The sequence below is a fragment of the Marinobacter flavimaris genome (assembly GCF_002933295.1).
GTDB classification, from domain to species: domain Bacteria; phylum Pseudomonadota; class Gammaproteobacteria; order Pseudomonadales; family Oleiphilaceae; genus Marinobacter; species Marinobacter flavimaris.
In genome coordinates this window covers 1-20536 of sequence record NZ_PSSW01000010.1, presented here as the reverse complement: position 1 = coordinate 20536, position 20536 = coordinate 1, and the positions used below count along the sequence as shown (strand labels likewise).

Annotated in this window: 20 protein-coding genes; 11 read left to right on the top strand and 9 right to left on the bottom strand. The window is 57.8% G+C overall.

The window, feature by feature from the left end; translation table 11 throughout:
• Window positions 1–5: 5 nt before the first annotated feature.
• Entirely contained in the window at window positions 6–2336 is a 2331-nt protein-coding gene (mrcB, locus tag MDHKLMBL_RS16460) for a penicillin-binding protein 1B (RefSeq protein ID WP_104271577.1), read from the top strand.
• Window positions 2333–2914 (top strand): tetratricopeptide repeat protein, encoded by a 582-nt coding sequence (locus tag MDHKLMBL_RS16455; RefSeq protein WP_104271511.1) that lies wholly within the window; start codon window positions 2333–2335, stop codon window positions 2912–2914. The genes mrcB and MDHKLMBL_RS16455 overlap by 4 nt, the downstream gene beginning before the upstream one ends.
• Before the next feature lie 52 nt (window positions 2915–2966).
• On the opposite strand, the gene MDHKLMBL_RS16450 is transcribed toward MDHKLMBL_RS16455, so the two are convergent.
• Complete coding sequence (locus tag MDHKLMBL_RS16450; RefSeq protein WP_104271509.1) at window positions 2967–3911, bottom strand: DUF4382 domain-containing protein; 945 nt, start codon at window positions 3909–3911, stop codon at window positions 2967–2969.
• Between the two features lie 223 nt (window positions 3912–4134).
• On the opposite strand from MDHKLMBL_RS16450, the gene MDHKLMBL_RS16445 reads away from it, so the two are divergent.
• From MDHKLMBL_RS16445 to MDHKLMBL_RS16430, 4 genes are read left to right on the top strand one after another with little or no spacing between them, the layout of a single operon-like run.
• On the top strand, window positions 4135–4722 hold the full coding sequence (locus MDHKLMBL_RS16445) for an RNA polymerase sigma factor (protein WP_075267649.1): 588 nt from the start codon (window positions 4135–4137) through the stop codon (window positions 4720–4722).
• Window positions 4723–4732: 10 nt separating this feature from the next.
• On the top strand, window positions 4733–5434 hold the full coding sequence (locus tag MDHKLMBL_RS16440) for an anti-sigma factor family protein (protein WP_104271508.1): 702 nt from the start codon (window positions 4733–4735) through the stop codon (window positions 5432–5434).
• Window positions 5431–5805: a hypothetical protein gene (locus tag MDHKLMBL_RS16435; protein WP_104271506.1), complete on the top strand. Its 375-nt coding sequence runs from the start codon at window positions 5431–5433 to the stop codon at window positions 5803–5805. Before MDHKLMBL_RS16440 ends, MDHKLMBL_RS16435 begins: the two co-directional genes overlap by 4 nt.
• Before the next feature lie 53 nt (window positions 5806–5858).
• Window positions 5859–7181 (top strand): tetratricopeptide repeat protein, encoded by a 1323-nt coding sequence (locus MDHKLMBL_RS16430; RefSeq protein ID WP_104271504.1) that lies wholly within the window; start codon window positions 5859–5861, stop codon window positions 7179–7181.
• A gap of 34 nt (window positions 7182–7215) precedes the next feature.
• Here MDHKLMBL_RS16430 and MDHKLMBL_RS16425 read toward each other — a convergent pair whose 3' ends face one another.
• The 6 genes from MDHKLMBL_RS16425 to MDHKLMBL_RS16400 all read right to left on the bottom strand — a co-directional run bounded on the left by MDHKLMBL_RS16425 (window position 7216) and on the right by MDHKLMBL_RS16400 (window position 13417).
• Window positions 7216–8136: a lipase family alpha/beta hydrolase gene (locus tag MDHKLMBL_RS16425; RefSeq protein ID WP_053114270.1), complete on the bottom strand. Its 921-nt coding sequence runs from the start codon at window positions 8134–8136 to the stop codon at window positions 7216–7218.
• A gap of 327 nt (window positions 8137–8463) precedes the next feature.
• Entirely contained in the window at window positions 8464–9744 is a 1281-nt protein-coding gene (hemL, locus tag MDHKLMBL_RS16420) for a glutamate-1-semialdehyde 2,1-aminomutase (protein WP_008173155.1), read from the bottom strand.
• 15 nt (window positions 9745–9759) lie between these two features.
• Entirely contained in the window at window positions 9760–10419 is a 660-nt protein-coding gene (thiE, locus tag MDHKLMBL_RS16415) for a thiamine phosphate synthase (protein ID WP_104271502.1), read from the bottom strand.
• Complete coding sequence (gene thiD / locus MDHKLMBL_RS16410; protein WP_081449807.1) at window positions 10416–11174, bottom strand: bifunctional hydroxymethylpyrimidine kinase/phosphomethylpyrimidine kinase; 759 nt, start codon at window positions 11172–11174, stop codon at window positions 10416–10418. Before thiD ends, thiE begins: the two co-directional genes overlap by 4 nt.
• A gap of 41 nt (window positions 11175–11215) precedes the next feature.
• On the bottom strand, window positions 11216–11638 hold the full coding sequence (hemJ, locus tag MDHKLMBL_RS16405; protein ID WP_008173152.1) for a protoporphyrinogen oxidase HemJ: 423 nt from the start codon (window positions 11636–11638) through the stop codon (window positions 11216–11218).
• Between the two features lie 3 nt (window positions 11639–11641).
• Entirely contained in the window at window positions 11642–13417 is a 1776-nt protein-coding gene (locus tag MDHKLMBL_RS16400) for a chloride channel protein (RefSeq protein ID WP_053114277.1), read from the bottom strand.
• Between the two features lie 154 nt (window positions 13418–13571).
• Between MDHKLMBL_RS16400 and argC the strand changes: the two genes are divergently transcribed.
• The 4 genes from argC (at window position 13572) to erpA (ending at window position 16270) form a co-directional block, all read left to right on the top strand.
• On the top strand, window positions 13572–14609 hold the full coding sequence (gene argC, locus MDHKLMBL_RS16395; protein WP_104271574.1) for an N-acetyl-gamma-glutamyl-phosphate reductase: 1038 nt from the start codon (window positions 13572–13574) through the stop codon (window positions 14607–14609).
• A 16-nt stretch (window positions 14610–14625) separates the two neighbouring features.
• A complete protein-coding gene (locus MDHKLMBL_RS16390) occupies window positions 14626–15366 on the top strand; it encodes a DUF6776 family protein (protein ID WP_014575940.1) in 741 nt (246 codons plus the stop codon).
• A 1-nt stretch (window position 15367) separates the two neighbouring features.
• On the top strand, window positions 15368–15853 hold the full coding sequence (locus tag MDHKLMBL_RS16385) for a bactofilin family protein (protein WP_104271500.1): 486 nt from the start codon (window positions 15368–15370) through the stop codon (window positions 15851–15853).
• A gap of 63 nt (window positions 15854–15916) precedes the next feature.
• Window positions 15917–16270: an iron-sulfur cluster insertion protein ErpA gene (gene erpA / locus MDHKLMBL_RS16380; RefSeq protein WP_008173146.1), complete on the top strand. Its 354-nt coding sequence runs from the start codon at window positions 15917–15919 to the stop codon at window positions 16268–16270.
• Window positions 16271–16283: 13 nt separating this feature from the next.
• On the opposite strand, the gene MDHKLMBL_RS16375 is transcribed toward erpA, so the two are convergent.
• Both MDHKLMBL_RS16375 and MDHKLMBL_RS16370 read right to left on the bottom strand, forming a co-directional pair.
• Entirely contained in the window at window positions 16284–17381 is a 1098-nt protein-coding gene (locus MDHKLMBL_RS16375) for an anhydro-N-acetylmuramic acid kinase (RefSeq protein WP_014575941.1), read from the bottom strand.
• 7 nt (window positions 17382–17388) lie between these two features.
• A complete protein-coding gene (locus MDHKLMBL_RS16370) occupies window positions 17389–18798 on the bottom strand; it encodes an OapA family protein (RefSeq protein WP_104271498.1) in 1410 nt (469 codons plus the stop codon).
• A 304-nt stretch (window positions 18799–19102) separates the two neighbouring features.
• Between MDHKLMBL_RS16370 and tyrS the strand changes: the two genes are divergently transcribed.
• The gene (gene tyrS / locus MDHKLMBL_RS16365; protein WP_104271496.1) at window positions 19103–20305 is read left to right on the top strand and encodes a tyrosine--tRNA ligase; all 1203 of its coding nucleotides are present in this window, start codon (window positions 19103–19105) and stop codon (window positions 20303–20305) included.
• Window positions 20306–20536 lie beyond the last annotated feature (231 nt).

The window sequence follows — 20536 nt, the reverse complement described above, 5'->3', positions numbered from 1 at the left end:
GCGCCATGAAAAAATCCAAAGCATCCTCCAGCCCCAGGCGAAAGCCCACCAGACGCTCTTCAAAAAACGGTCGTCGGCCGTGGTTCTGGCGTTTCATGTTCCGGTTATGTGCCATCGGTCTCGTTTTGCTGGCCGGATGGATGGTTTACCTCGATGCCGTGGTGACCTCCCGTTTCGAGGGCCGGCGTTTCGAGGTTCCGTCCCGGGTTTACGCGCGCCCTCTGGAGCTTTTCGATGGCGCCAGCGTCAGTGCCGGTGCCCTGGAGAGGGAACTGAGCCTCTCCGGTTTCCGTAAGGGTGACGGCAGGAAATCCGGCAGTTACCAGCGCACGGGCAATCGCTTTGTGATCAGTACCCGGGGCTTTTCCTTCCCGGACGGCGATGAACCCAGGCGCAGGATCTCACTGATGATATCTGGCGATCGGGTTCAGGGCTTTTCGGTGATTGAAGGCGATAATGCCCCGATTGTGCGGCTTGAGCCGGCGCAGATTGGCGGCATCTACCCGGCGCACAAGGAGGACCGGGTGCTGGTTCAGCTGGATGAAGTGCCGGCCCTGTTGCCCACCACTCTGATGGCGGTGGAGGATCGTAACTTCTACGACCATTTCGGCATCGCGCCACTTTCTATTGGCCGGGCCATGCTTGCCAACATCCAGGCCGGGCGCATCGTTCAGGGTGGCAGCACGCTGACTCAACAATTGGTGAAAAACTTCTTTCTGACTCGAGAGCAGACGCTGGTGAGAAAGGCCAACGAAGCCCTGATGTCGGTGCTCCTGGAGTTGCACTATGAAAAAGACGATATCCTCGAAACCTATCTGAACGAGGTCTACCTCGGACAAGCCGGTACGCGCAGCATTCATGGTTTCGGTCTTGCCAGCCAGTTCTATTTTGGCGAATCCCTCAAGGATCTGGATGTGCACCAGATCGCTTTGCTGGTGGGCATGGTCAAAGGCCCCAGTTACTACAATCCGCGCCGCCACCCGGAGCGCGCAACCGAGCGGCGGAATCTGGTGATTTCTGAAATGGAACAGGCCGGCCTCATTGAGCCGGGGCGCGCGTCCAGGGCTCGTGGATTGCCGCTGGGCGTCAGTGAGCGCCCGTCGTATTCGGAAAATCGGTACCCGGCCTATATCGATCTGGTTCGGCGACACCTTGCCCGCGATTACAAGGAAGAGGATCTGCGCAGTGAAGGTTTGCGGATTTTCACGACCCTGAACCCGGCGATCCAGTACGCGGCAGAGTATGCGGTAACCGATACCCTCCCGAGGCTGGGCGGTGGGCAGAATGCCGAGGCGCTGGAAGCGACTCTGGTAGTCACTGCGAAGGATTCCGGGGAAGTGCTGGCACTTGTGGGTGGCCGCGACCCGCAATTTGCCGGGTTCAACCGGGCACTGGATGCCAACCGTCCCATCGGATCGTTGATCAAGCCGTTTATCTATCTGTCGGCGTTGCAGGAGCCGGAGAGGTATACCCTGACCACACCGGTGCTGGATAAGAGCTTTACCCTGGAATTCGACGATGGCAAACGCTGGCAGCCCAAGAACTATGATGGCGAGGAGCGGGGCGAAGTACCCCTGCACAAGGCCCTGTCCCACTCTTACAACCTGCCTGCCGTGCGTGTCGGGCTGGATATCGGAGTGGATCGGGTGCAGGAGACGCTGACAGCGTTCGGCGTCGATACCCCGATTTCACGTTACCCGTCGATGCTTCTGGGCTCGGTTTCCATGAGCCCGGTGACCGTGGCGCAGATCTATCAGGGGCTGGCGACATCCGGCTTCAATACGCCGCTGCGCACGATCCGTGAAGTCACGGACGCCGGCGGTGAGGCGCTATCCCGTTACAGTCTTGAAGTTGAGCAAGTGGCCGATCCCGCCGCCGTGCACCTGGTGCAATACGCAATGCAGGAAACCATGCAGGAGGGGACAGGACGCTCTGCCTATTACACCGTGCCTGAAGAGCTCAGTCTTGCCGGCAAGACCGGCACCACCGATGATGGTAGGGACTCCTGGTTTGCCGGGTTCAGTGGCGACCTGCTTGCGGTGGCCTGGGTTGGGCGGGATGATAACGGGCCAACTTCACTGACCGGGGCCAGTGGCGCTCTGCCGGTGTGGTCGAGGTTTATGGCGCAGGTTCCCCAGCACGGCTTCTCGCCGGTGGTACCCGACGGGGTCAGTTATCACTGGGTGAATTCGGAGCGGCAGGCACTCACAGACGAATACTGCGACAATGCCCGCCTGCTGCCCTACATTGCTGGCAGTGAACCCACGCAGACAATTTCATGCTCCGGAACTCTGGAACGTCGAATCCGGGGTTGGTTTGAAGGACTGTTTCAATGATTGACCGACTTTCGTTAAGGACTGCCCTGATCGCCACGCTGCTATCCGTGGCTGGTTGTGCTTCCGGGCCAGGAGGCGGAATCTACGTGCCGATCGGCAGTGAGCCGGCCAAGGCGCCCGAACCACCCAGAACCAGTACTGATAGCGAAGAAAGCGAAGCCCCCGTGTGGCGCAAGAGCGAACAGCCAGAGGCGGCTTCGGAAACCCGGGAACCGGCCCGGTCCAGCTCCCCTAGCTATCGGGAAACCGGGGATGGGCTCTCACCGGCGGCGCTCAGCCTGGTACGTGAGGCCGATCAGCTGTTGGCCCAAGGTAACATCTCTGGCGCTATCGCACGCCTCGAGCGCGCACAGCGGATCGCCCCCCGATCTGCGGAGGTGTATTTCAAATTGTCCGAGGCCTATGTGGCGGGTAATCAGTTGGGCTCAGCGGAGCAGTTCACCCTGAAGGGGTTGTCCCTGGCGGGAAGTGATATTCGGCTGCAGAGAGCCGGCTGGCTGTTGCTGGCGGATATTCGCCGGGCTCGAGGTAATGTGGCGGGTGCGGATCAGGCGGAGGAAAGGGCGGCCTCTTTATAATGAAAGCCCCTGTGAAAACAGGGGCTTTTCAATCTACCTACTCATTCAGCTATTACTGAGGCAGGGGAATTGGATCTGCCTCCGTTTGGGTATCAGCGACAACACTCACATTTTGAGTGCCTTCAAAGTCGAGATCATCATCAGTTTCGTTGTTGTCGAGCTGACAGCTATAGCTGATGGTGTAGTCGCCTGCCACAAGAAATGCTGCTGTGTAGTTGTAGATGCCGTCGAGGTCTTCGTCGTTTACAGGAACGGCCATGATCGGCTGAATTCCATCGCTATCCACGTTCAGGTCGGTCGGTGTTACGTCTGTACCTTGATAGACGTAAACTGCGCCTGCGTAGTCTTCGGAACAGTTTGCGAGTTCGTCATTACTAAGCCGGGTAGAGTTAATAGTGGCGTAGTCGACTTCGCCCGTAATCGAACCCACCTCAAGGTTGTTTACCAAGCGCAGGGATGGTTTCAAGAGATAATCTGCCAGCGACTGCCCCTGAGGGTTTACGATGGATTTTCTGACATCAAAATCGATGGTGAAATCAGTTTGGGTGTCTGCTGCAACCACGAAATCACCGTTCAGCTTGAGGCCACTCTGAGTGCCGGAGGGAACGGCTAGCGATTTTTTAACATCTGGTTGATCTTTGAGCACCACGTAAGATGCTAGTTCCTCAGTGTTAACCAGCAGCCGAAGTTGCGAGTAGTCGCCTGCGGGCACTTCCTCTTCCGTGATTAGCGGTTCACTTATGCCACCTTGAAGTTCTAGCAGGTTCCACGTCTTTGGTTCATCAAAGCTGAACTTGACCCATTCTCCGTCGACTGGCTTCAGGGAAATACCGGTAAATGAGACGGTGACGTCAGAGAACTCCATTGCAGGAGCATCAGTCACGTCAAATGAAACGGTGCCTGTTGAACCAGTACTACTGCCATCGCCACTACCGCCACACGCAGCAATGCCTGCAGCCAGAGCGGATACGGTGAAAAGGCGGATCGAACGTTTCATATAAACCTCCAAGGTTTATTCGATAGATTTGTAGCGAGTTGAAACGCCACGTAACACCACTATCACGAGGACTTGGGCAGCATAGTTCCCGACTTTTTGTTAACGTGTCTTAATGAGGTCGGGCCAACTGGCAGAACATTCTGAGACACTGGCAAATGCATCAGTCCGGCCATTTGATATAGACTGCGCCGCTGGCACAAACCCACTCAGGTAAACAACGGCTTTGGCACTCTCTTTTTTCAAGCCTTCCAAGTCCCGGCGTTTTGACGCTCTGGTGCGGCCCCATCTGGATGCGATGTACCGGTTTGCTTACCGTCTGGCGGGTCAGCAACAGGATGCTGAGGATCTGGTTCAGGATGTCGTGGTCAAACTGTTCCCAAAGCTTGATGAGCTGGAAAGCGTTGACCAGCTAAGGCCCTGGCTGAATCGGGTGCTCTACAGGCAGTTTATTGATCAGGTTCGGCGTAAGAACCGACAGAGTGACCGCCCGTTGACGGAGCTGGTTGGCAGTGAAAGCCAGGCCGATTGGCTGGACAGCCTCGAGTCCGACAGTGTTGGCCCGGATCTGCAACTGGAGCAGTCGCGCCTTGGACCGGCGTTGGATCGGGTCATGATGACTCTGACGCCCGATCAGCGAACTCTTTTGTTGCTTCATGATGTGGACGGCTGGCGCCAGGAAGACATCGCGGAGGTGCTGGACATCCCGTTGGGAACCGTGAAATCGCGATTGCACAGGTGTCGGGCCGCCCTGCGAAAGAAATTGCAGCGGGAGCTGGAACCAACCGAGCCGGCCGGACGTGTGGGGGAGTGAGGTGAAGACAATGTCCTGCAATGAAATCCGGGTGGATCTACCCGCCTACATCAACAATGAGCTTTCCGCCCCCGCCCGTGACCGGGTGCAGGAGCACGTTGCTGCCTGCACGTCGTGCAGAGAGAGGCTTGCCTCGGAGCGGTCTCTGAACCGGGCGTTGCAGGAGCAATTCAGAGTCCCTGGGCCTTCCCCTGATTTTCACAGCCGTGTTTTGTCCTCTGCCCGAGGCGAAGCCAGACCGGAGTCCGGATGGAGTCACGGGGCACTGGGTGGCGCCATTGCGGCGGCTCTTGCCCTGGGTATCGGCCTGGGCTTTCTGTTCCAGCCCGATGATGTGACTGACAGCGCCCAGCCTGTTGTCGCGTCCTCGGCGTCCTCGGAGAGTGCCGCTGAAGAGTCGGCAAACGGGATTGCCGAACCTGTTGAGAAAACCGTGCGCCTTGCCTTCCGTTCGGGTGAGGCTCTGGAAAACGTTACGCTTACCCTTGAGCTGCCACCGAATGTGGAACTGGCTTCCTGGCCGGGGCATCGGGAGCTTAGCTGGCAGGTGAGCCTGAATGCTGGGGAGAACGTCCTGTCGCTGCCCCTGAAGCTCCTCTTTCCCGGTGCCGGGGAGTTGGTGGCCCGACTGGACACCGGAGATCGCCAGAAAACCTTTCGGGCCCCGATTCCCGAATATCAACAACGCCCGGTCGAGGATCCCGAATCATGACAGGTTGCAGGTTCGAATTGAGTGCCAGGCTGGTCGGATTGCTGATGTTGGGGTTTTGGGTCCCGGCGACAACACTGGCTAATGATGATCTGGATGTTACCATGCGCATGGTGACTGACGACGCAGAACTCACCGATTCGGTCGTGCGGGAAATCGAGTTGCCCCGCGCTATCGAAAAACCCGAGAATCCGGGTGAGTCTGGCTCTCGAGGGCTGGATGCGGCGAGTGAAGCCCGAGAAAGGGGGCGCGAGTTTGGTGAGTCCATGTCCGAAAAAGCCAGGCAATCCCGGGAGCTGATCAAGGGTAAGCCTGAGTTACCGGAGCGCCCGGAACGCCCAGAGCTGCCGGATGCACCAGGGCTGGATCGCTGAAACCGGATATATAACCGGTCCTGCCCCGCGTGGATTAATCCGGAGAAACCTGTTTGCTGGTATTTTGGCGCGCCCTGTCCCTGATCCTGTTGTTAATGCCCACGATGATTCTTCAGGCGGCTGAAACGGAAGCCGGCATGGAGGATTTCCGTGCCGGCGTTGAAGCCTTTGAAGCTGGAGACCTGAACGCCGCGAAACAGCGCTTCCAGAGGGCCGTTGATGCTGGCCTGAGATCTCCCTCGCTTTTCTATAACCTCGGTGTTGTCTGCTACCAGCTGGGCGATTATGGCGCCGCTGAATCTGCCTTCCGTTCCTTGCTCGACGGCTCCAATGGCGCCCTGGCGCGTTATAACCTCGGTCTGGTCGCGCTTGCCACGGAGGAGTCTGCCGAAGCCCGTCGCTGGTTCGAGCAGGCCTCGGCCGAGAGCGCTCCGGATAAAATCCGGGCACTGGCCCGGGCGCAACTGAATAAACTGGATGGTGGATCGCCCCGGTTGGCCCGCCAGCCCTCTATTCGCGGCTATCTGGGTATCTCTGGCGGTTATGATTCCAATATTGCCGGCCTGCCCGAGGATACGGCGTCGAGTGAAGGTGGGGTGTTCCTCGAAGCGCTGGCTGCCGGAACCTACGAGCGGCCAGTCGGTACCCGCTCACGGCTTGCCCTCGATGCTGCCGCCTATACCCGGGAACATCCGTCCGATGACGAGTACGACACTCAGGTGTTGCAGGGACGACTGGCCTGGTCTGAGACCCTCGCTGCAGGTGAACGCGGCGCTCTGGTGTCGTTGGTGAAGTCCTGGTTTGGCAGCGAATCCCTTGAAACCCGATACGGCATCGAGGGGTTTTATCGTTGGCGTGAGTGTTCGCTACCCGTAGCCCCGGATCAGTGCGGAATCGCCCTGGCGGCGGCTACCGTGAATGGTGGTTCAGGCTTCGAGGCCTATGACGGACAGTGGTATCGGGCACGCGTTCATGCGCGGAAGTACCTGGGACCCTTGCGATTGGACGGCGACTACTCACTGGAAATCAATGACCGGCGGGATCTGCAAACAACCAGTGAGTTTATCAGTGTCTCACCTACCCACCACACACTGGAATTTGCCGGTCGCTACCGCTGGCGGCCAGATATCGTATTGGGAACAACCAGCTCTGTACGCTACAGTCGATACCGGGACGCCCATCAGTTGGTGTCCGGGGAAGGCGAGAGCGGTCGCAGAACAGATAACCGTCTGGAGATCGGATTGCTTGCGGAGAAGTCTCTGGACAGCCTTTGGCTGGTCCGGGGGGAGTGGCTGGTTCGGGATAACAGAAGCAGTCTGTCGCAGTATGACTATCAGCGCCAGACGCTGATATTCACCCTGGAAGGGGCCTTCTAGCTCTGCAAGGCAAAGCCAGAAGGCCGGCTACCCGTTACAGTCCTGCGTTTCTCAGGCGGTTGGCGTGTTGCTTGAAAACCGCTTTTGGATCAGTTTCGAAGAGGCTATGCAGGCCCAACGCCTGATTCACTTCATCCAGATGGTTCATGAAGTAATTATCCCGGATAACCTTGCCAAACCGGCTGCTGCAGCGGCCTACCAGACCGTCGTTCTGGCTGAAGCCGAAGGCGAGGCTGGTGGTGCCCAACAACGCGTCGGACGGATCCAGTACGTTGGTCAGAACACCGGTGCCACCCCAGGAGTAGAAGCGGACGCCGTTTGCCGAGTAGGCACCTTCACCGCAAGAAGTGGTTGGAATCCCGGCAGGGGCGAAGTTGTTGAATTCGGCGCTGCCCTGGGTGGTGAGGGATTCCAGGCTTGACCGCAGGTCCTGGTTATAACCGCCACCGGACAGCAGATCGATAAGCCCACCCAATGCATTCCCCAGACTGGCCGCCAGGCTTTCGGCGGGGGATCCGTAGATAAGGTCGGCGACCGGCGAGCCTTTATGGGGCGAGCCGACGGACGTCACTGAGGCGACCAGATCCGGCCGCACCCTGGCGATGTAACGGGCCGTGGGGCCCCCGTGGCTGTGGCCAATCAGATTGACCTTGCCGTGCACCGCGGCGATCGCCTGTACCTGCGGCAGAAGCGCTTCACCGCGAGCAATGGTGCTGTCCAGGGCGGGCACCTGAGTGGTGTAGACATCAGCGCCATATTTGCGGAGATCCTCGGCGACGCCGTACCAGTAGTCCACGCCGGCAATGGAATCAAAGCCGAACATGCCATGCACCAGCACAACCGGGTAGCGAGTATCCGTATAGTTTGAAGGGGTAGAGTCCCACCACCACGCGGCGGAGGGGGCCGACCAGGCCACAGTCAGGGCCAGGGCCATTGCTTGGATCCAGAGTTTCATTGTCGTTCCTACAGTTTGATGTTGTGTTTGTTATTCAAACTGCGGCTCAACCTAACGGGTTGCTCCAGAGACTTCCTGCTCGTACTGCATCTGCCTGTAGGCAGACCGAGTGCTTCCGTGCGCTGACTTGATTTTTGTGTTTGTTAGATTGGTGCCGTCAGAGCATCTCGGTAGAGATTAGATCAACATTTGATCAGGCGGGATGGTAAGTCAACGGCACAAGAGGCCAGGCAGGTGTGTTCGCCGTGGAACTGTGATGCCCATCACATCGGTGGCCCCGCAGGACATGTTCCGACCTGCGGGGCAGCGATGGGGACAGCGGAAATATCAGAGCGTGGCCATGACCTTTTTGGCCGCCGCTACCGTATCGGCGATGTCCTGTTCGGACAATGCCGCTGTCGTAAAACCAGCCTCAAAGGCGGATGGTGCCAGGTATACGCCTTCTTTAAGCATGCCCTGGAAGAACTTCTTGAACCGTTCGACATCACAGCCCATCACCTGGTCAAAGCGGGTAACAGAGCTTTCCTCGGTGAAGAAGAATCCGAACATGGCCCCGGCACTCTGGACCGTCAAAGGGATGCCAGTGGCGTCAGCGGCTTCTTTCAGGCCGTCGCGAACCGCATTGGTTTTCTCGGTCAGCCGGTCGTGGAAACCGGGCTCGGAGATTGCGTTCAGTGTCGTCAGGCCGGCGCACATGGCCAGGGGGTTACCGCTCAGGGTGCCTGCCTGGTAAACCGGTCCCAATGGTGAGATGTGTTCCATGATTTCCCGTTTGCCGCCAAAGGCGCCGACCGGAAGTCCGCCACCAATCACCTTGCCCAGTGCGGTGAGGTCCGGGGTTACGCCATACAGCCCCTGCGCGCCGCCAAGGGAAACCCGGAACCCGGTCATTACTTCGTCGAAGATCAGCACGGTGCCGTGCTCGTCGCACACTTCCCGCAACCCCTCGAGGAAGCCGGGGACCGGTGGAATGCAGTTCATATTGCCAGCGACCGGCTCTACGATAATCGCGGCGATTTGGTCGCCCATCTCCCGGAAGCATTCGCGAACGCTGTCCATGTCGTTGTAGGTCAGCGTGATGGTGTGCTCAGCCAGGCTGGCGGGGATGCCCGGGGAATTCGGCACGCCCAGGGTGAGGGCGCCGGAGCCTGCTTTGACCAGCAGTGAATCCACGTGGCCGTGGTAGCAGCCCTCGAACTTCACGATCTTGTCGCGACCGGTGTAGCCCCTCGCCAGGCGGACAGTGCTCATGGTGGCCTCGGTACCCGAATTCACCATGCGGACCAGTTCGATGGATGGCACCAGTTCGCACACTTTCTTGGCCATCTCGGTTTCGAGGGCGGTCGGCGCACCATAGCCAACGCCCAGATCAACCTGCGCATGCAGGGCGTCTTTGATGCGTTGGTCACCGTGGCCAAGAATCATGGGGCCCCAGGAGCCGATGTAATCGATGTAGCGCTGATCGTCTTCGTCGTAAAGATAGGCGCCCTGGGCGTGCTTGAAGAAAATCGGCGTGCCGCCAACGCCTCGAAAGGCCCGGACCGGAGAATTCACGCCACCGGGGATGTATTTCTGGGCCTGCTCGAACAGGGTTTCGGAGTGCGTCATGGATCTGGGCTCCTGTTATTCCGGAAGTGAAAAAAGTGGATGATGGCTTGCGAACAGGCGCTTAAACGCTTTGGCTCGCATCTCAATGTCAGTTGTGTCGCCGCCAAAAAGGCCGCCTACCACGGCGAGCATGTCGGCCCCGGCACGGATAAGAGGTTCGCCGTTGTCTGTGGTTACCCCGCCGATGGCGGTGATCGGGAGGCCGAAACGCTTCGCGTCGGTCAGGACACCGGGAGGCGCTGCCGGGGCGCCGGGTTTGGTCGACGACGTATAAAATCGCCCGAACGCCAGATAGTCCGCGCCCGCCCCCAGAGCAGCCTGTGCAAGTGCGAGATCGGCGTGACAGGTTATGCCGATTATGGCCTCATCACCGAGAAGGCGGCGGGCCGCTGCCACTGAGCCGTCCGTCTGACCCATGTGTACCCCGGCAGCCCCGACCCGTTTCGCGAGATCAGGATCGTCGTTGATCAGCAACGGAACGCCCGCATTTCGGCATACAGCCTGCAAACTGACCGCCTGGGAAATCCGTTCAGCCATCGGCGCGCTCTTTTCGCGATATTGTACCATGACCGCGCCGCCCCGAAGCGCAGCCTCAACCGATTCGATCAGTGTTTCGGGTGGTGTCAGTACGCTGTCGGTAATGGCGTAGAGCCCCGGGCGCAGCCCTTTACTCATCGCTCCCACAGAATACCTCGATCCGGCACCGGCTGGCCTTTACCGACTTCCAGGGCGTGGAGTATGGCGCGATGAACGTAGTTCTGGGCCTGGGAAATGGCGGCTCGGGGCGACAGCCCGGAGGCCCTGCCGGCAGAAATGGCCGCTGCCAGGGTGCAGCCGGTGCCATGGTACTCACCACCGATTCGTTCAATTTCCCAGCGCATGGGCTCCGGGGCGTGGTTATAGAGCGTGTTGATAATGTGAATGCCGGTGCCGTGTCCACCAGTGGCCAGCACGGATTCGCAGCCGCCCTTCAGCAGATTGTCGGCGGCCTGATCGGCGTCTTCACTGTTGCCGAGCATGGCCAGTTCGACGCCATTGGGCGTGATCATTTCGGCCACGGGAAAGAGCTTCTCCTTCATCGCGCTGACCAGTTCGTCGTCGGCTAGATCACCGCCCCCTGCGGCTTTGATCACCGGGTCGGTAATCACGGGAATGCCCGGATGTTCACGGATGAAATCCACGAGCACATCCACCACCGCAGCATTGCCCAGGGCACCGGTTTTGATGGCATGAATCGGGGAATCATCGGCGAGACACTGGAGTTGTTTTCGGATCAGGTCTGCCGATACGGGCTCGGCGCCATACACGTTACGGGTGTCCTGCACGGTGAGGCAGGTAAGAACCGGCAAGGGATGGCAGCCAAGGGAGGTGACGGCCTGGATGTCGGCCTGAATGCCGGCGCCGCCGGACGGATCAAGGCCGGAAAGAATCAGAACCTGTGGTCGGGTGTAGCGTTTGATGACTCAGCTCCTCAAAACGGTTTGACAACAGCCAGGATAACAACGGCCAGAAGAATCAGCACCGGCAGTTCGTTGAACCATCGGTAGAACACGTGGCTTCTGGTGTTCCGGTCGTCCCGGAAGACCTTTACAAGGTGCCCGCAATAAAAATGGTAAACGATCAGAATGGCCACCAGAAACAGCTTGGCATGCATCCAGCCCTGGCTGAAATAGCCGGAGGCATTGTAACTGATCAGCCAGACACCGAAGACGACGGTGGCGACCATTGAAGGGGTGGTAATGCCCCGGTAAAGCTTGCGTTCCATGATCTTGAAGCGCTCACGACCGGGCTCGTCCTCGCAGGCCGCGTGGTAGACGAACAGTCTGGGCAGATAGAAAATGCCGGCGAACCAGCACACCAGTGAAATAATATGGAAGGCTTTCACCCACAGCATTCGTCAGCTCCGTCGGTATTGGTAGTAACTCTCGATATCGGCTTTCAGCACCACGCCGTATACCCGCTGGATCATTGGCGCGACGTGACGTTGTACGTAAAGGGCCTCGGCATTGGTTGCATCGAACTCGTTTAATGCCTCCTCGAGGGTGGCCTGATATTGCACGGGGGCCACGTCGCGACGGTTCGCAGGTATGTCCATCAGGTCAATGGACTCGGGCGGTTCGATCTCTTCCTCGGACACCAGCTTTTCGGTGTCCTCCAGATATCGGGCGAGATCCACCGCCGGCAACAGGGCGGTCGGCCCGCTGCTGCCCTCAACCACCAGCCACTTCGGCTCGGATTTCAGTACTTTCCGCGCTTCTTCTACTGTCAGGTGCCGTTCGGTGCGCAATATACTGCGATCCATGATTGCGCCAACCGATACCCGCCGCAGCGCCTGAATCACCGGGGAATTCTGATAGCTAAGCCCCTGGTTCTTGAGAATGGTCAGGAACAGTGACCTCTTTCCGAACGCCTCGCTGGTCACCAGGCTCGAGGTGGTGATGATCAGCATGCCCGGGAGGATGATGTTGGGGTTACGCGTGAGCTCCATCAATGCCATCAGGGCCGCGAGTGGCGCCTGCAGTACGGCGCCCATCATGGCTCCCATGCCGAGCATGGCGTAGAAGCCAACAGAGGAAGCCTGCTCCGGCATGATCTGGGCGCCAATCAGCCCCATGGCGCCGCCCAGGGTTGCCCCCATAAACAGGGTGGGGCCGATCACGCCACTTGGCATGCCCAGCCCGATGGAGAGCGATGTAATCACCAGTTTGGCGGCGCCGGCTCCGAGCAGGAGCCAGAACCCGAGTTCGCCGTTGATGGTTTCGTTGACGGTGTCGTAACCGATACCCATGGTTTCCGGAATAAAAATGGCGAATGGCACCATCAGAAGACCCGCAAACGTGATGCGCAACAGAACGGGGCGATGGTGATGCTTGCCCATAGTGTCAACCAGCTGGATAAACAGCGCGGCCGAAATGCCGATAATCACCGCTATGGCGAGTATCCAGGGGATTTCCGTTAGCGAGTTCATGGTCAGCGCCGGCACGTTAAAGGCCGGCTCTGTGCCATAGACCGCCTGGGTAACGATGGCAGCACTGACAGAGGCCAGGATGATCGGTGTAAAACCCGCAATGGTGTATTCCATCATCACCACTTCCATGGCGAAGATGACGCCGGAGATCGGCGTGTTGAAAGAGGCTGAAATGGCGGCCGCACAACCGCAGGCCACCAGTGTCCGGATGCTGTTGTTCGGAAGCCGCATCCACTGGCCCATCAGGCTGGAAAAAGCCGCTCCCAGGTGCACGGCAGGCCCCTCACGACCCGCCGACTGACCACTGACCACGGTGGCAACGCCCGAGATGAACTGCACGATCGCGCTGCGCATGGAAATGTAGCCCTGGTGGTAGTTCAGGCGCTCCATCACATGCACAATCCCGACCTTGCGGTCATGGGTGGCCAGACGATGCATCAAAAGCCCCAGACTGAGGGCGCCAGCCAGGGGCAGGAGCCCGCGGGTAATCAGGTCCAGTTGTTCGAAGGATTCGGAGCCATCCCCGGGCAGGAAATGCTCAAGCGGCCATTCGATAGCCAGCCGAAAAAGCAGGATCACGCCCCCGGTTATCAAACCGGACAGCAGGCCAAGCACGGCCAGTTGCGGCAAAGCATCAACACCGGAGAGTCGGCGCCGGAAAACAGGAATCAGATGCTCGGTAATCTGGTGCCAGATTTTCTGCATGAGGCCAGAGTTCCGGTGGATTTGAATGGACTGCCAGAAGGATTCTGACAACATTGTAACGGTCGCCCTGAGGGCTGCAATAAGTCATTGGTTTATCATGGTAGACTACGACGTTAAAGCTCTTAATTCTGATACGACGTCGCTGGAGAAAATGGTGATTAAAGTAGGCATCGTTGGTGGCACCGGCTACACCGGTGTGGAACTGCTGAGAATTCTTGCGGTTCACCCTGAAGTTTCGGTCAGTTGCATTACCTCCCGTTCCGAGGCGGGTATGCCGGTTGCGGAGATGTACCCCAATTTGCGAGGCCATTATGACCTCGCGTTCTCAGAGCCGGACGTCAATGTGCTTGGGGCCTGCGATCTGGTGTTCTTCGCCACGCCCCATGGCGTGGCCATGAGGATGGTGCCGGAACTGATGTCCGCCGGCGTGCGTGTAGTGGATCTGTCCGCCGATTTCCGTCTTAAAGATCTGGATGTCTGGGCCAACTGGTATGGCATGGCCCATGAGAGCCCGGAGTGGGCGGAGAAGGCGGTTTACGGTTTGCCGGAAGTGGTGCGTGATGAAATCCGCACTGCTCAACTGGTGGCCAATCCGGGTTGCTATCCGACTGCAGTTCAGCTGGGATTCCTCCCGTTGCTGGAGCAGGGACTGGTGGATCCAAAGCGCCTGATCGCCGATGCCAAATCCGGCGCCAGCGGCGCGGGCAGGCAGGGCAAGATCGGCATGCTCCACGGGGAGATCGGTGAAAGCTTCAAGGCCTACGGCGCCTCGGGGCACCGTCATCTGCCGGAAATCCGCCAGGGTTTGTGCGGTGCTGCTGGCGGGGATGTGGGTGTGACGTTCGTGCCCCACCTGATTCCGATGATCCGCGGCATCGAGGCGACGCTCTACGCCGAGCTGAGGAATCCGGCGGACTTTGATCGGCTCCAGGCCCTGTTCGAGCAGCGTTTTGATGACGAGCCTTTTGTCGATGTGATGCCTTTCGGCAGCCATCCGGAAACCCGGAGCGTGCGCGGGGCGAACCAGTGTCGCATGGCACTGCACAGGCAGGAACAGAGCAACATTGTTATTGTTTCTTCCGTCATTGATAACCTGGTGAAGGGTGCGGCCGGGCAGGCGATCCAGAATATGAACATCATGTTTGGCCTGAAAGAAACCATGGGGCTTGAGGCCCCGGCGCTTTTGCCTTGATACCCAAGGGAAGATTGTGAGCGAACAGCGAAAGCCGGCTGAAGAGTATGTGGTCATCCGGCATCGACCGGGTTATCGCCTGCGCAGAACCGCCATCCTTCTGGTTTTTACCGTGGTAGCTGCGGTCGTGGGGTATGCCGCCGGGCTCGCCCAGGGCGGGTTCCGTTTTTCCAGTGCCGAGGAGTCGAACCAGGTGCTGGAAAACGAGGTCGAGAAGCTCCGGGATGATTATCGCAAGGCCCGGCAACAGCTGATCAACCTTGAGCGTGGGCAGGCGATAGACGAGCAGGCCCTGAACCAGGCGCGAAAAACCATTGTGGATCTGGAAACCCGCATTGTGTCACTGCAATCGGACCTGACTTTCTATAAAAACATCATGGCTCCGTCGGAAACCAGCAAGGGGCTTCAGGTAGACAGCTTTTCACTGGTTCGGGCTCGCAATCAGGACAGTTATGACTTCAAGTTGGTGCTGACCCAGGTCGGCAACAACAAGAGCTACATTTCCGGTGTAGTGGCAGTCAATGTCATTGGTTTGCGGGATGAGGAAAAAGAGGTCATCGCCTTGCGTGATCTCTCGGAGGACATAGCCGATCTCGGTGTGAAATTCCGTTTCCGGTACTTTCAGGATGTCGAAGGCTCCCTGAAACTGCCGGAACAATTTGAGCCGCTTGAGATCCAGGTGGTTGCCCAGGCAGAGGGAAAAAAATCCTCGCAAGCCGAGCGCACCTTTAACTGGGACGATTTAACGGAGAACTGACATGCTTGGCAAGAAAAAGCAGAAGCCGCGCCGGCCCACGGGCCATTTTGACACCCTGATCTCTTCCCGTACGACGGTTGAAGGCGATGTGCATTTCAGCGGTGGGCTTCACGTGGATGGCCGGATTCGAGGTAAGGTCGTTGCCGATGAGGGCACCGACGCGGTACTGAGGATTTCAGAAGTTGGCGAAGTGACGGGTGATATCAATGCGCCGCACGTCATTATCAACGGAACCGTGAATGGTGATGTCTACGCCTCGGCACATCTTGAACTGGCGGAAAAAGCCTCTATCAATGGAAGCGTTTACTACAACCTCATTGAAATGGCGATGGGGGCGTCTGTAAACGGAAATCTGGTGCATCAGCGGGAGCCGGTAGGGTTGCTCTCTCAGGATTCCAAAGCCGCCGTGTCCGGTGAAAAGCAGGCTTCCGCTGGCGATTCGGCAGGGGAGCCCAGCGGTTCGGACGATGGTGGAAAGTCCGAATAGTTGATTGTTTTAGTCAGGAATACCATAATCGCCTGAGTTGTTCATAATTATCCGGAGGCGAACTTGAGCGCAGTTCAGCAACAAATAGCTACACCGCTGTTCTTCAGTGACAGTGCCGTTGCCAAAGTACGTGAGTTGATCGAGGAAGAAGAAAATCCCGAGCTCAAACTCCGCGTCTTTGTGACGGGCGGGGGCTGCTCCGGATTTCAGTACGGCTTCTCGTTTGATGAAAGCCAGGATGAGGAAGACACCGTGATCGAGCGTGATGGCGTTTCTCTTCTGGTGGATCCGATGAGTTACCAGTATCTGGTGGGCGCTACCATTGATTATCAGGAAGGCCTGCAGGGCTCACAGTTCGTGGTTCAGAACCCCAATGCCAGCTCCACTTGCGGGTGTGGTAGCTCCTTCTCTATCTGATTGGCAGTGGTTTTCAGGCCGGGTAAATGGCACCCAGAATACGAGGGCCAGCTGCTCCGGTCACGTCCGGCAGGTTGCCGGGCTTTCCTTCCAGTGCCTGCTTTGCCAGCCAGGCAAAGGCGACAGGCTCCACCAGTTGAGGGTCTAATCCCAGCTCCGTTGTAAGTGAAAGCGAAACGCCGGGAAGTGCTTTGGCGAACGCCTCCATCAGCAGCGGATTGCGTGCCCCGCCACCACACACGTAAATCCTGAGATCCGAAATCTCGGGCAGTTGCTGCACGACGCTTTTGACGGTTAATTCGAGCAGGGTCCTCTGAATATCTTCGGCTGGAATGTCCCGGTGGCGGCTTACCAGTGTTTTTACCCAATCAAGATTGAACCGCTCTTTGCCCGTGCTTTTCGGGGGTGCCTTCGAGAAATAGGCATCGGAGAGCATGTCATCAAGAAGTTCCTGGTTAATCGAACCCTCCATGGCCCAATGACCGTCGCTGTCGAAAGGCAGCCCGGTCTGGTCGAGGCACCAGGCATCCATCAGCGCATTGGCAGGGCCCGTGTCAAAACCGGTTGCCGGTATCTCGTCACTGGCGGGGAGCCAGGTAATGTTGGCGATTCCCCCGAGGTTGAGAATGCACCGGTTCTCCTCATCTGAGCTGAAAAAGGCCTTGTGGAAGGCCGGGACCAGCGGTGCGCCCTGGCCTCCGGCGGCCATGTCCCGTCGTCGGAAGTCCGCAACTGTTGTGATGTTGGTGGCTTCGGACAGCACGCAAGGGTTGCCGATCTGTATGGAGAAAGGTGCGGTGCCAGAAGGCTGGTGTCGAATGGTTTGTCCATGGCTGCCAATGCCCCGAATCTTCGCCCGATCGAATTCCGATCTTTGGATGACCGCGTCCGCGGCCTGGGCAAACAGATGACCGACCAGAGTATCCAGTTCGCCGATTTCGTCGGGTTCGGCCTGGTTCTGGCTGGCGGCAATGAGTCGGTGGCGAATCTGATCGGGATAGGGGATCGTGTGCGATGCGTGGATCTTTACGGCGCTGTGATTGAAAGACACCAGCACGGCATCAATGCCATCCATGCTGGTGCCTGACATCAATCCAATCCAGGCTTCCATTTGTTTCTCAGTCGTCTGAAGCCAGTGCGAGTTGCTGATAGCTCTCGCGGAACACGTCAAACTGCGCGATTCGCTGTTCGGTGAATTGTTTGAATCGGGCCATCTCGGAAGATGGAATGGGCTTGGCGTCCGGCAACTTGACCGTGCGGGAGTTGCGCGGCGACCCGTTCAGCCTGAACTCGTAGTGCAGGTGAGGTCCGGTAACCATGCCCGATGAACCAACATGCCCGATGGTTTGGCCCTGCTTGACTCGGGTACCATTCTTGATGCCTTTACCCAGGCGGCTCATGTGTGCATACAGCGTGGTGATGTTGTCGCCGTGCTGGAGGATGACAGTTCGTCCGTAACCACCTTTCCAGCCGGCGAATTTCACCCGACCGGAACCTGCCGCCTTGATGGGAGTTCCGGGAGGCGCTGCGTAATCGGTGCCTTCATGCGGACGTACTACGTCCAGAACGGGATGGCGGCGCTGAAGGTTGAACGGAGAAGAAATCCGGGCATTGATGGGGGTTCGCAGGAATGCCTTGCGCATGCTTTTGCCATCGGGAGCGTAGTAATCGCTGTCGCCATTGCTGTCGGTATAAAGCAGTGCGAGGTTTTCTTCGCCGCGGTTAACGAATCGTGCAGACAGGATCCGGCCCGTGTCGAACTTTTCGCCGTCAAGGTAGAGTTCTTCGTAAACCACTTCGAACTGGTCGCCCTTCCGGACGTCGTAGACAAAGTCGATATCCCAGCCGAAGATGCCTGCCAGCTCCATGGTCAGGCTGTCGTTAAGGCCCGCTTCGCGCGCAGCCAGATAGAGGGAGCCGTCAATGGTGCCTGATGCAAAGGCTGGCCGCGCTTCCGGTTTGCGAACTTCGGTTTCGCCGGTAAAGCTTTCGCCTTCTTTGGTAATCTTCAGGGTTTCCAGGCGGTTTCTCTGCAAGTCGATGGCAGCAAGCCCACCGTCTTCGGTTGTCGCAAAACGAATGGTTTCGCCGGCGTACAGGCGCTGGAGTTTTTCGGCCTCACCGTCGCCATGAATAACCGAGAGCATGATGCCGTCATTAAAGCCAGCTTTCTTGAACAGAGAGGACAGCGTGTCACCAGACTTGATCGCGAAGGTTTGCCATTCAAGTTCCGGCAACTTCGGAGCGACAGGTTGCTCGGGAGCGGAAACGCTTGCCTGCTGCGTGCCTTCTGCCGCGACATCGGATTCAGGCGCTTTCGGCTGGGTGTCCGCAACGGGAGCCTCTGTAGGCATTGCTTGCTCAGGCGCTGCGCCGGTTTCGGAAACGGTGCCTTGCTCCAGGTCCAGGGCGTAGGACATCCGTTTGGCTTCAACGTTGCTGCTGGGGCTCATGAGAATGGCAGCGGTAACAACAACGGTAGCCGCGGCAGCAATGGTAATGTGAGTTTTAGGAAACATTTTCAGCACGTATCGCACCCGTTTTAATCGGTATTACGGCAGCTTGTACTACCTAATTAAAGCTGTTGTTCAAGTATAGTCCAACAGATTACCGTATAAAATGCATGCGGGACAGCGTGGAACATTACGGTTGCTGCTCCATCCTCCGGATTTCTTTTGACAGCGTTGTTATAATACGCCGCCCTGCAAAGTCGGTGTTGGTCAAAATCTGGTCAGCATACTGTAGCAGGGGAACAGGTAACTCACAGATTTCTTTTGTTGAACTCTGTAACTGACAGAATCTTTCCAAGATCAAAGCGGGGACGTGTTGTTCATGGCATCCATTGATGAAGCGTTGGCGATAATCAAGCGAGGCGTAGACGAACTCATTCCGGAAGATGAGCTCATCGAAAAATTGAAGGAAGGTCGTCCGCTGCGGATTAAGGCGGGTTTCGACCCCACTGCGCCGGACCTTCATCTTGGTCACACCGTTCTTATTAACAAGCTGCGGCAGTTTCAGGATCTTGGTCACGAGGTGATGTTTCTGATTGGAGATTTCACCGGAATGATCGGTGACCCCACCGGTAAAAGCGCCACACGTCCTCCTCTAACAGAGCAGCAGGTCGCCGAGAACGCAGTCAGCTATAAAGAGCAGGTGTTCAAGATTCTTGATCCCGCGAAAACGCGCGTCATGTTCAATTCCGACTGGATGGGTAAGATGAGTGCCGCCGATATGATCAAGCTGGCGGGACAATACACCGTCGCGCGCATGCTGGAGCGGGATGACTTCACCAAGCGCTACCGTGCCGAGCAGGCGATTGCGATTCACGAGTTTCTCTACCCTCTGGTCCAGGGGTATGACTCCGTGGCCATGGAGGCGGATGTTGAGCTGGGCGGTACCGACCAGAAGTTCAATCTCCTGATGGGGCGTATTCTGCAGAAGCATTACGGCCAGTCGCCCCAGGTGATCCTCACCATGCCAATTCTGGAAGGGCTCGATGGTGTCCAGAAGATGTCCAAGTCTCTGGGGAACTATGTCGGCGTCAACGACTCGCCTGGCGCAATGTACACCAAGCTGCTCTCCATGCCGGATGATCTCCTCTGGCGTTACTTTGAACTGCTGAGCTTCCGGCCGCTTGCCGAGGTAGACGAGTTCCGTAAGGCGGTTGCTGGTGGTGCAAACCCCCAGGATTATAAAAAGCTGCTCGCGGAAGAGATTATTACCCGCTTCCATGATGAAGAGGCGGCCCGGACCGCTCACAAGTCCGCGGGTAACCGGGTGGCGCTCGGCGAGATCCCGGACAATGTGCCAACTGTTGAGGTGCCTTTGGAAGGCCAGTCCGAGATTCCGATGGCGGCGGTGCTTCGCCTGGCCGGTTTGGTAAAGAACGGCGCGGCAGCCCGGGATGTCCTGGGGCGTGGTGCGGTCTTTGTTGATGGCCAGAAATTCGAGGGCGACCGGATGTTTGTGGAAGGCGATGATTGCGTCATCCAAGCTGGCAAGAAGAAGATCGCCCGGGTTCTGATTACTGTCTGATCGATTTTGGGCGATTTTGAGTTTTTTTCAGAATCGCCGTTGACACCCACGGGCAGGTCTGTAGAATGCGCATCTCTTTCGAGGGGAGCACCGCTGAGGCGGCTCAGAAATCGAAAGATAACTGTTTGAAAGCGCTGAAGAAAATGAGTTTCAAAATTCTTCAGAAAGCAGTTGACAGGCAAGCGATTCACTGTAGAATGCGCGCCTCGAAACAAGCAGTAAGCCGGGTCA

Bases quoted from the DNA above. Each gene is read 5' to 3' on its own strand.
- mrcB (WP_104271577.1), top strand. From the start codon at position 6: ATGAAAAAATCCAAAGCATCCTCCAGCCCCAGGCGAAAGCCCACCAGA.
- MDHKLMBL_RS16455 (WP_104271511.1), top strand. From the start codon at position 2,333: ATGATTGACCGACTTTCGTTAAGGACTGCCCTGATCGCCACGCTGCTA.
- MDHKLMBL_RS16450 (WP_104271509.1), bottom strand. From the start codon at position 3,911: ATGAAACGTTCGATCCGCCTTTTCACCGTATCCGCTCTGGCTGCAGGC.
- MDHKLMBL_RS16440 (WP_104271508.1), top strand. From the start codon at position 4,733: ATGTCCTGCAATGAAATCCGGGTGGATCTACCCGCCTACATCAACAAT.
- MDHKLMBL_RS16435 (WP_104271506.1), top strand. From the start codon at position 5,431: ATGACAGGTTGCAGGTTCGAATTGAGTGCCAGGCTGGTCGGATTGCTG.
- MDHKLMBL_RS16425 (WP_053114270.1), bottom strand. From the start codon at position 8,136: ATGAAACTCTGGATCCAAGCAATGGCCCTGGCCCTGACTGTGGCCTGG.
- hemL (WP_008173155.1), bottom strand. From the start codon at position 9,744: ATGACGCACTCCGAAACCCTGTTCGAGCAGGCCCAGAAATACATCCCC.
- thiE (WP_104271502.1), bottom strand. From the start codon at position 10,419: ATGAGTAAAGGGCTGCGCCCGGGGCTCTACGCCATTACCGACAGCGTA.
- hemJ (WP_008173152.1), bottom strand. From the start codon at position 11,638: ATGCTGTGGGTGAAAGCCTTCCATATTATTTCACTGGTGTGCTGGTTC.
- MDHKLMBL_RS16400 (WP_053114277.1), bottom strand. From the start codon at position 13,417: ATGCAGAAAATCTGGCACCAGATTACCGAGCATCTGATTCCTGTTTTC.
- MDHKLMBL_RS16385 (WP_104271500.1), top strand. From the start codon at position 15,368: ATGCTTGGCAAGAAAAAGCAGAAGCCGCGCCGGCCCACGGGCCATTTT.
- MDHKLMBL_RS16375 (WP_014575941.1), bottom strand. From the start codon at position 17,381: ATGGAAGCCTGGATTGGATTGATGTCAGGCACCAGCATGGATGGCATT.
- tyrS (WP_104271496.1), top strand. From the start codon at position 19,103: ATGGCATCCATTGATGAAGCGTTGGCGATAATCAAGCGAGGCGTAGAC.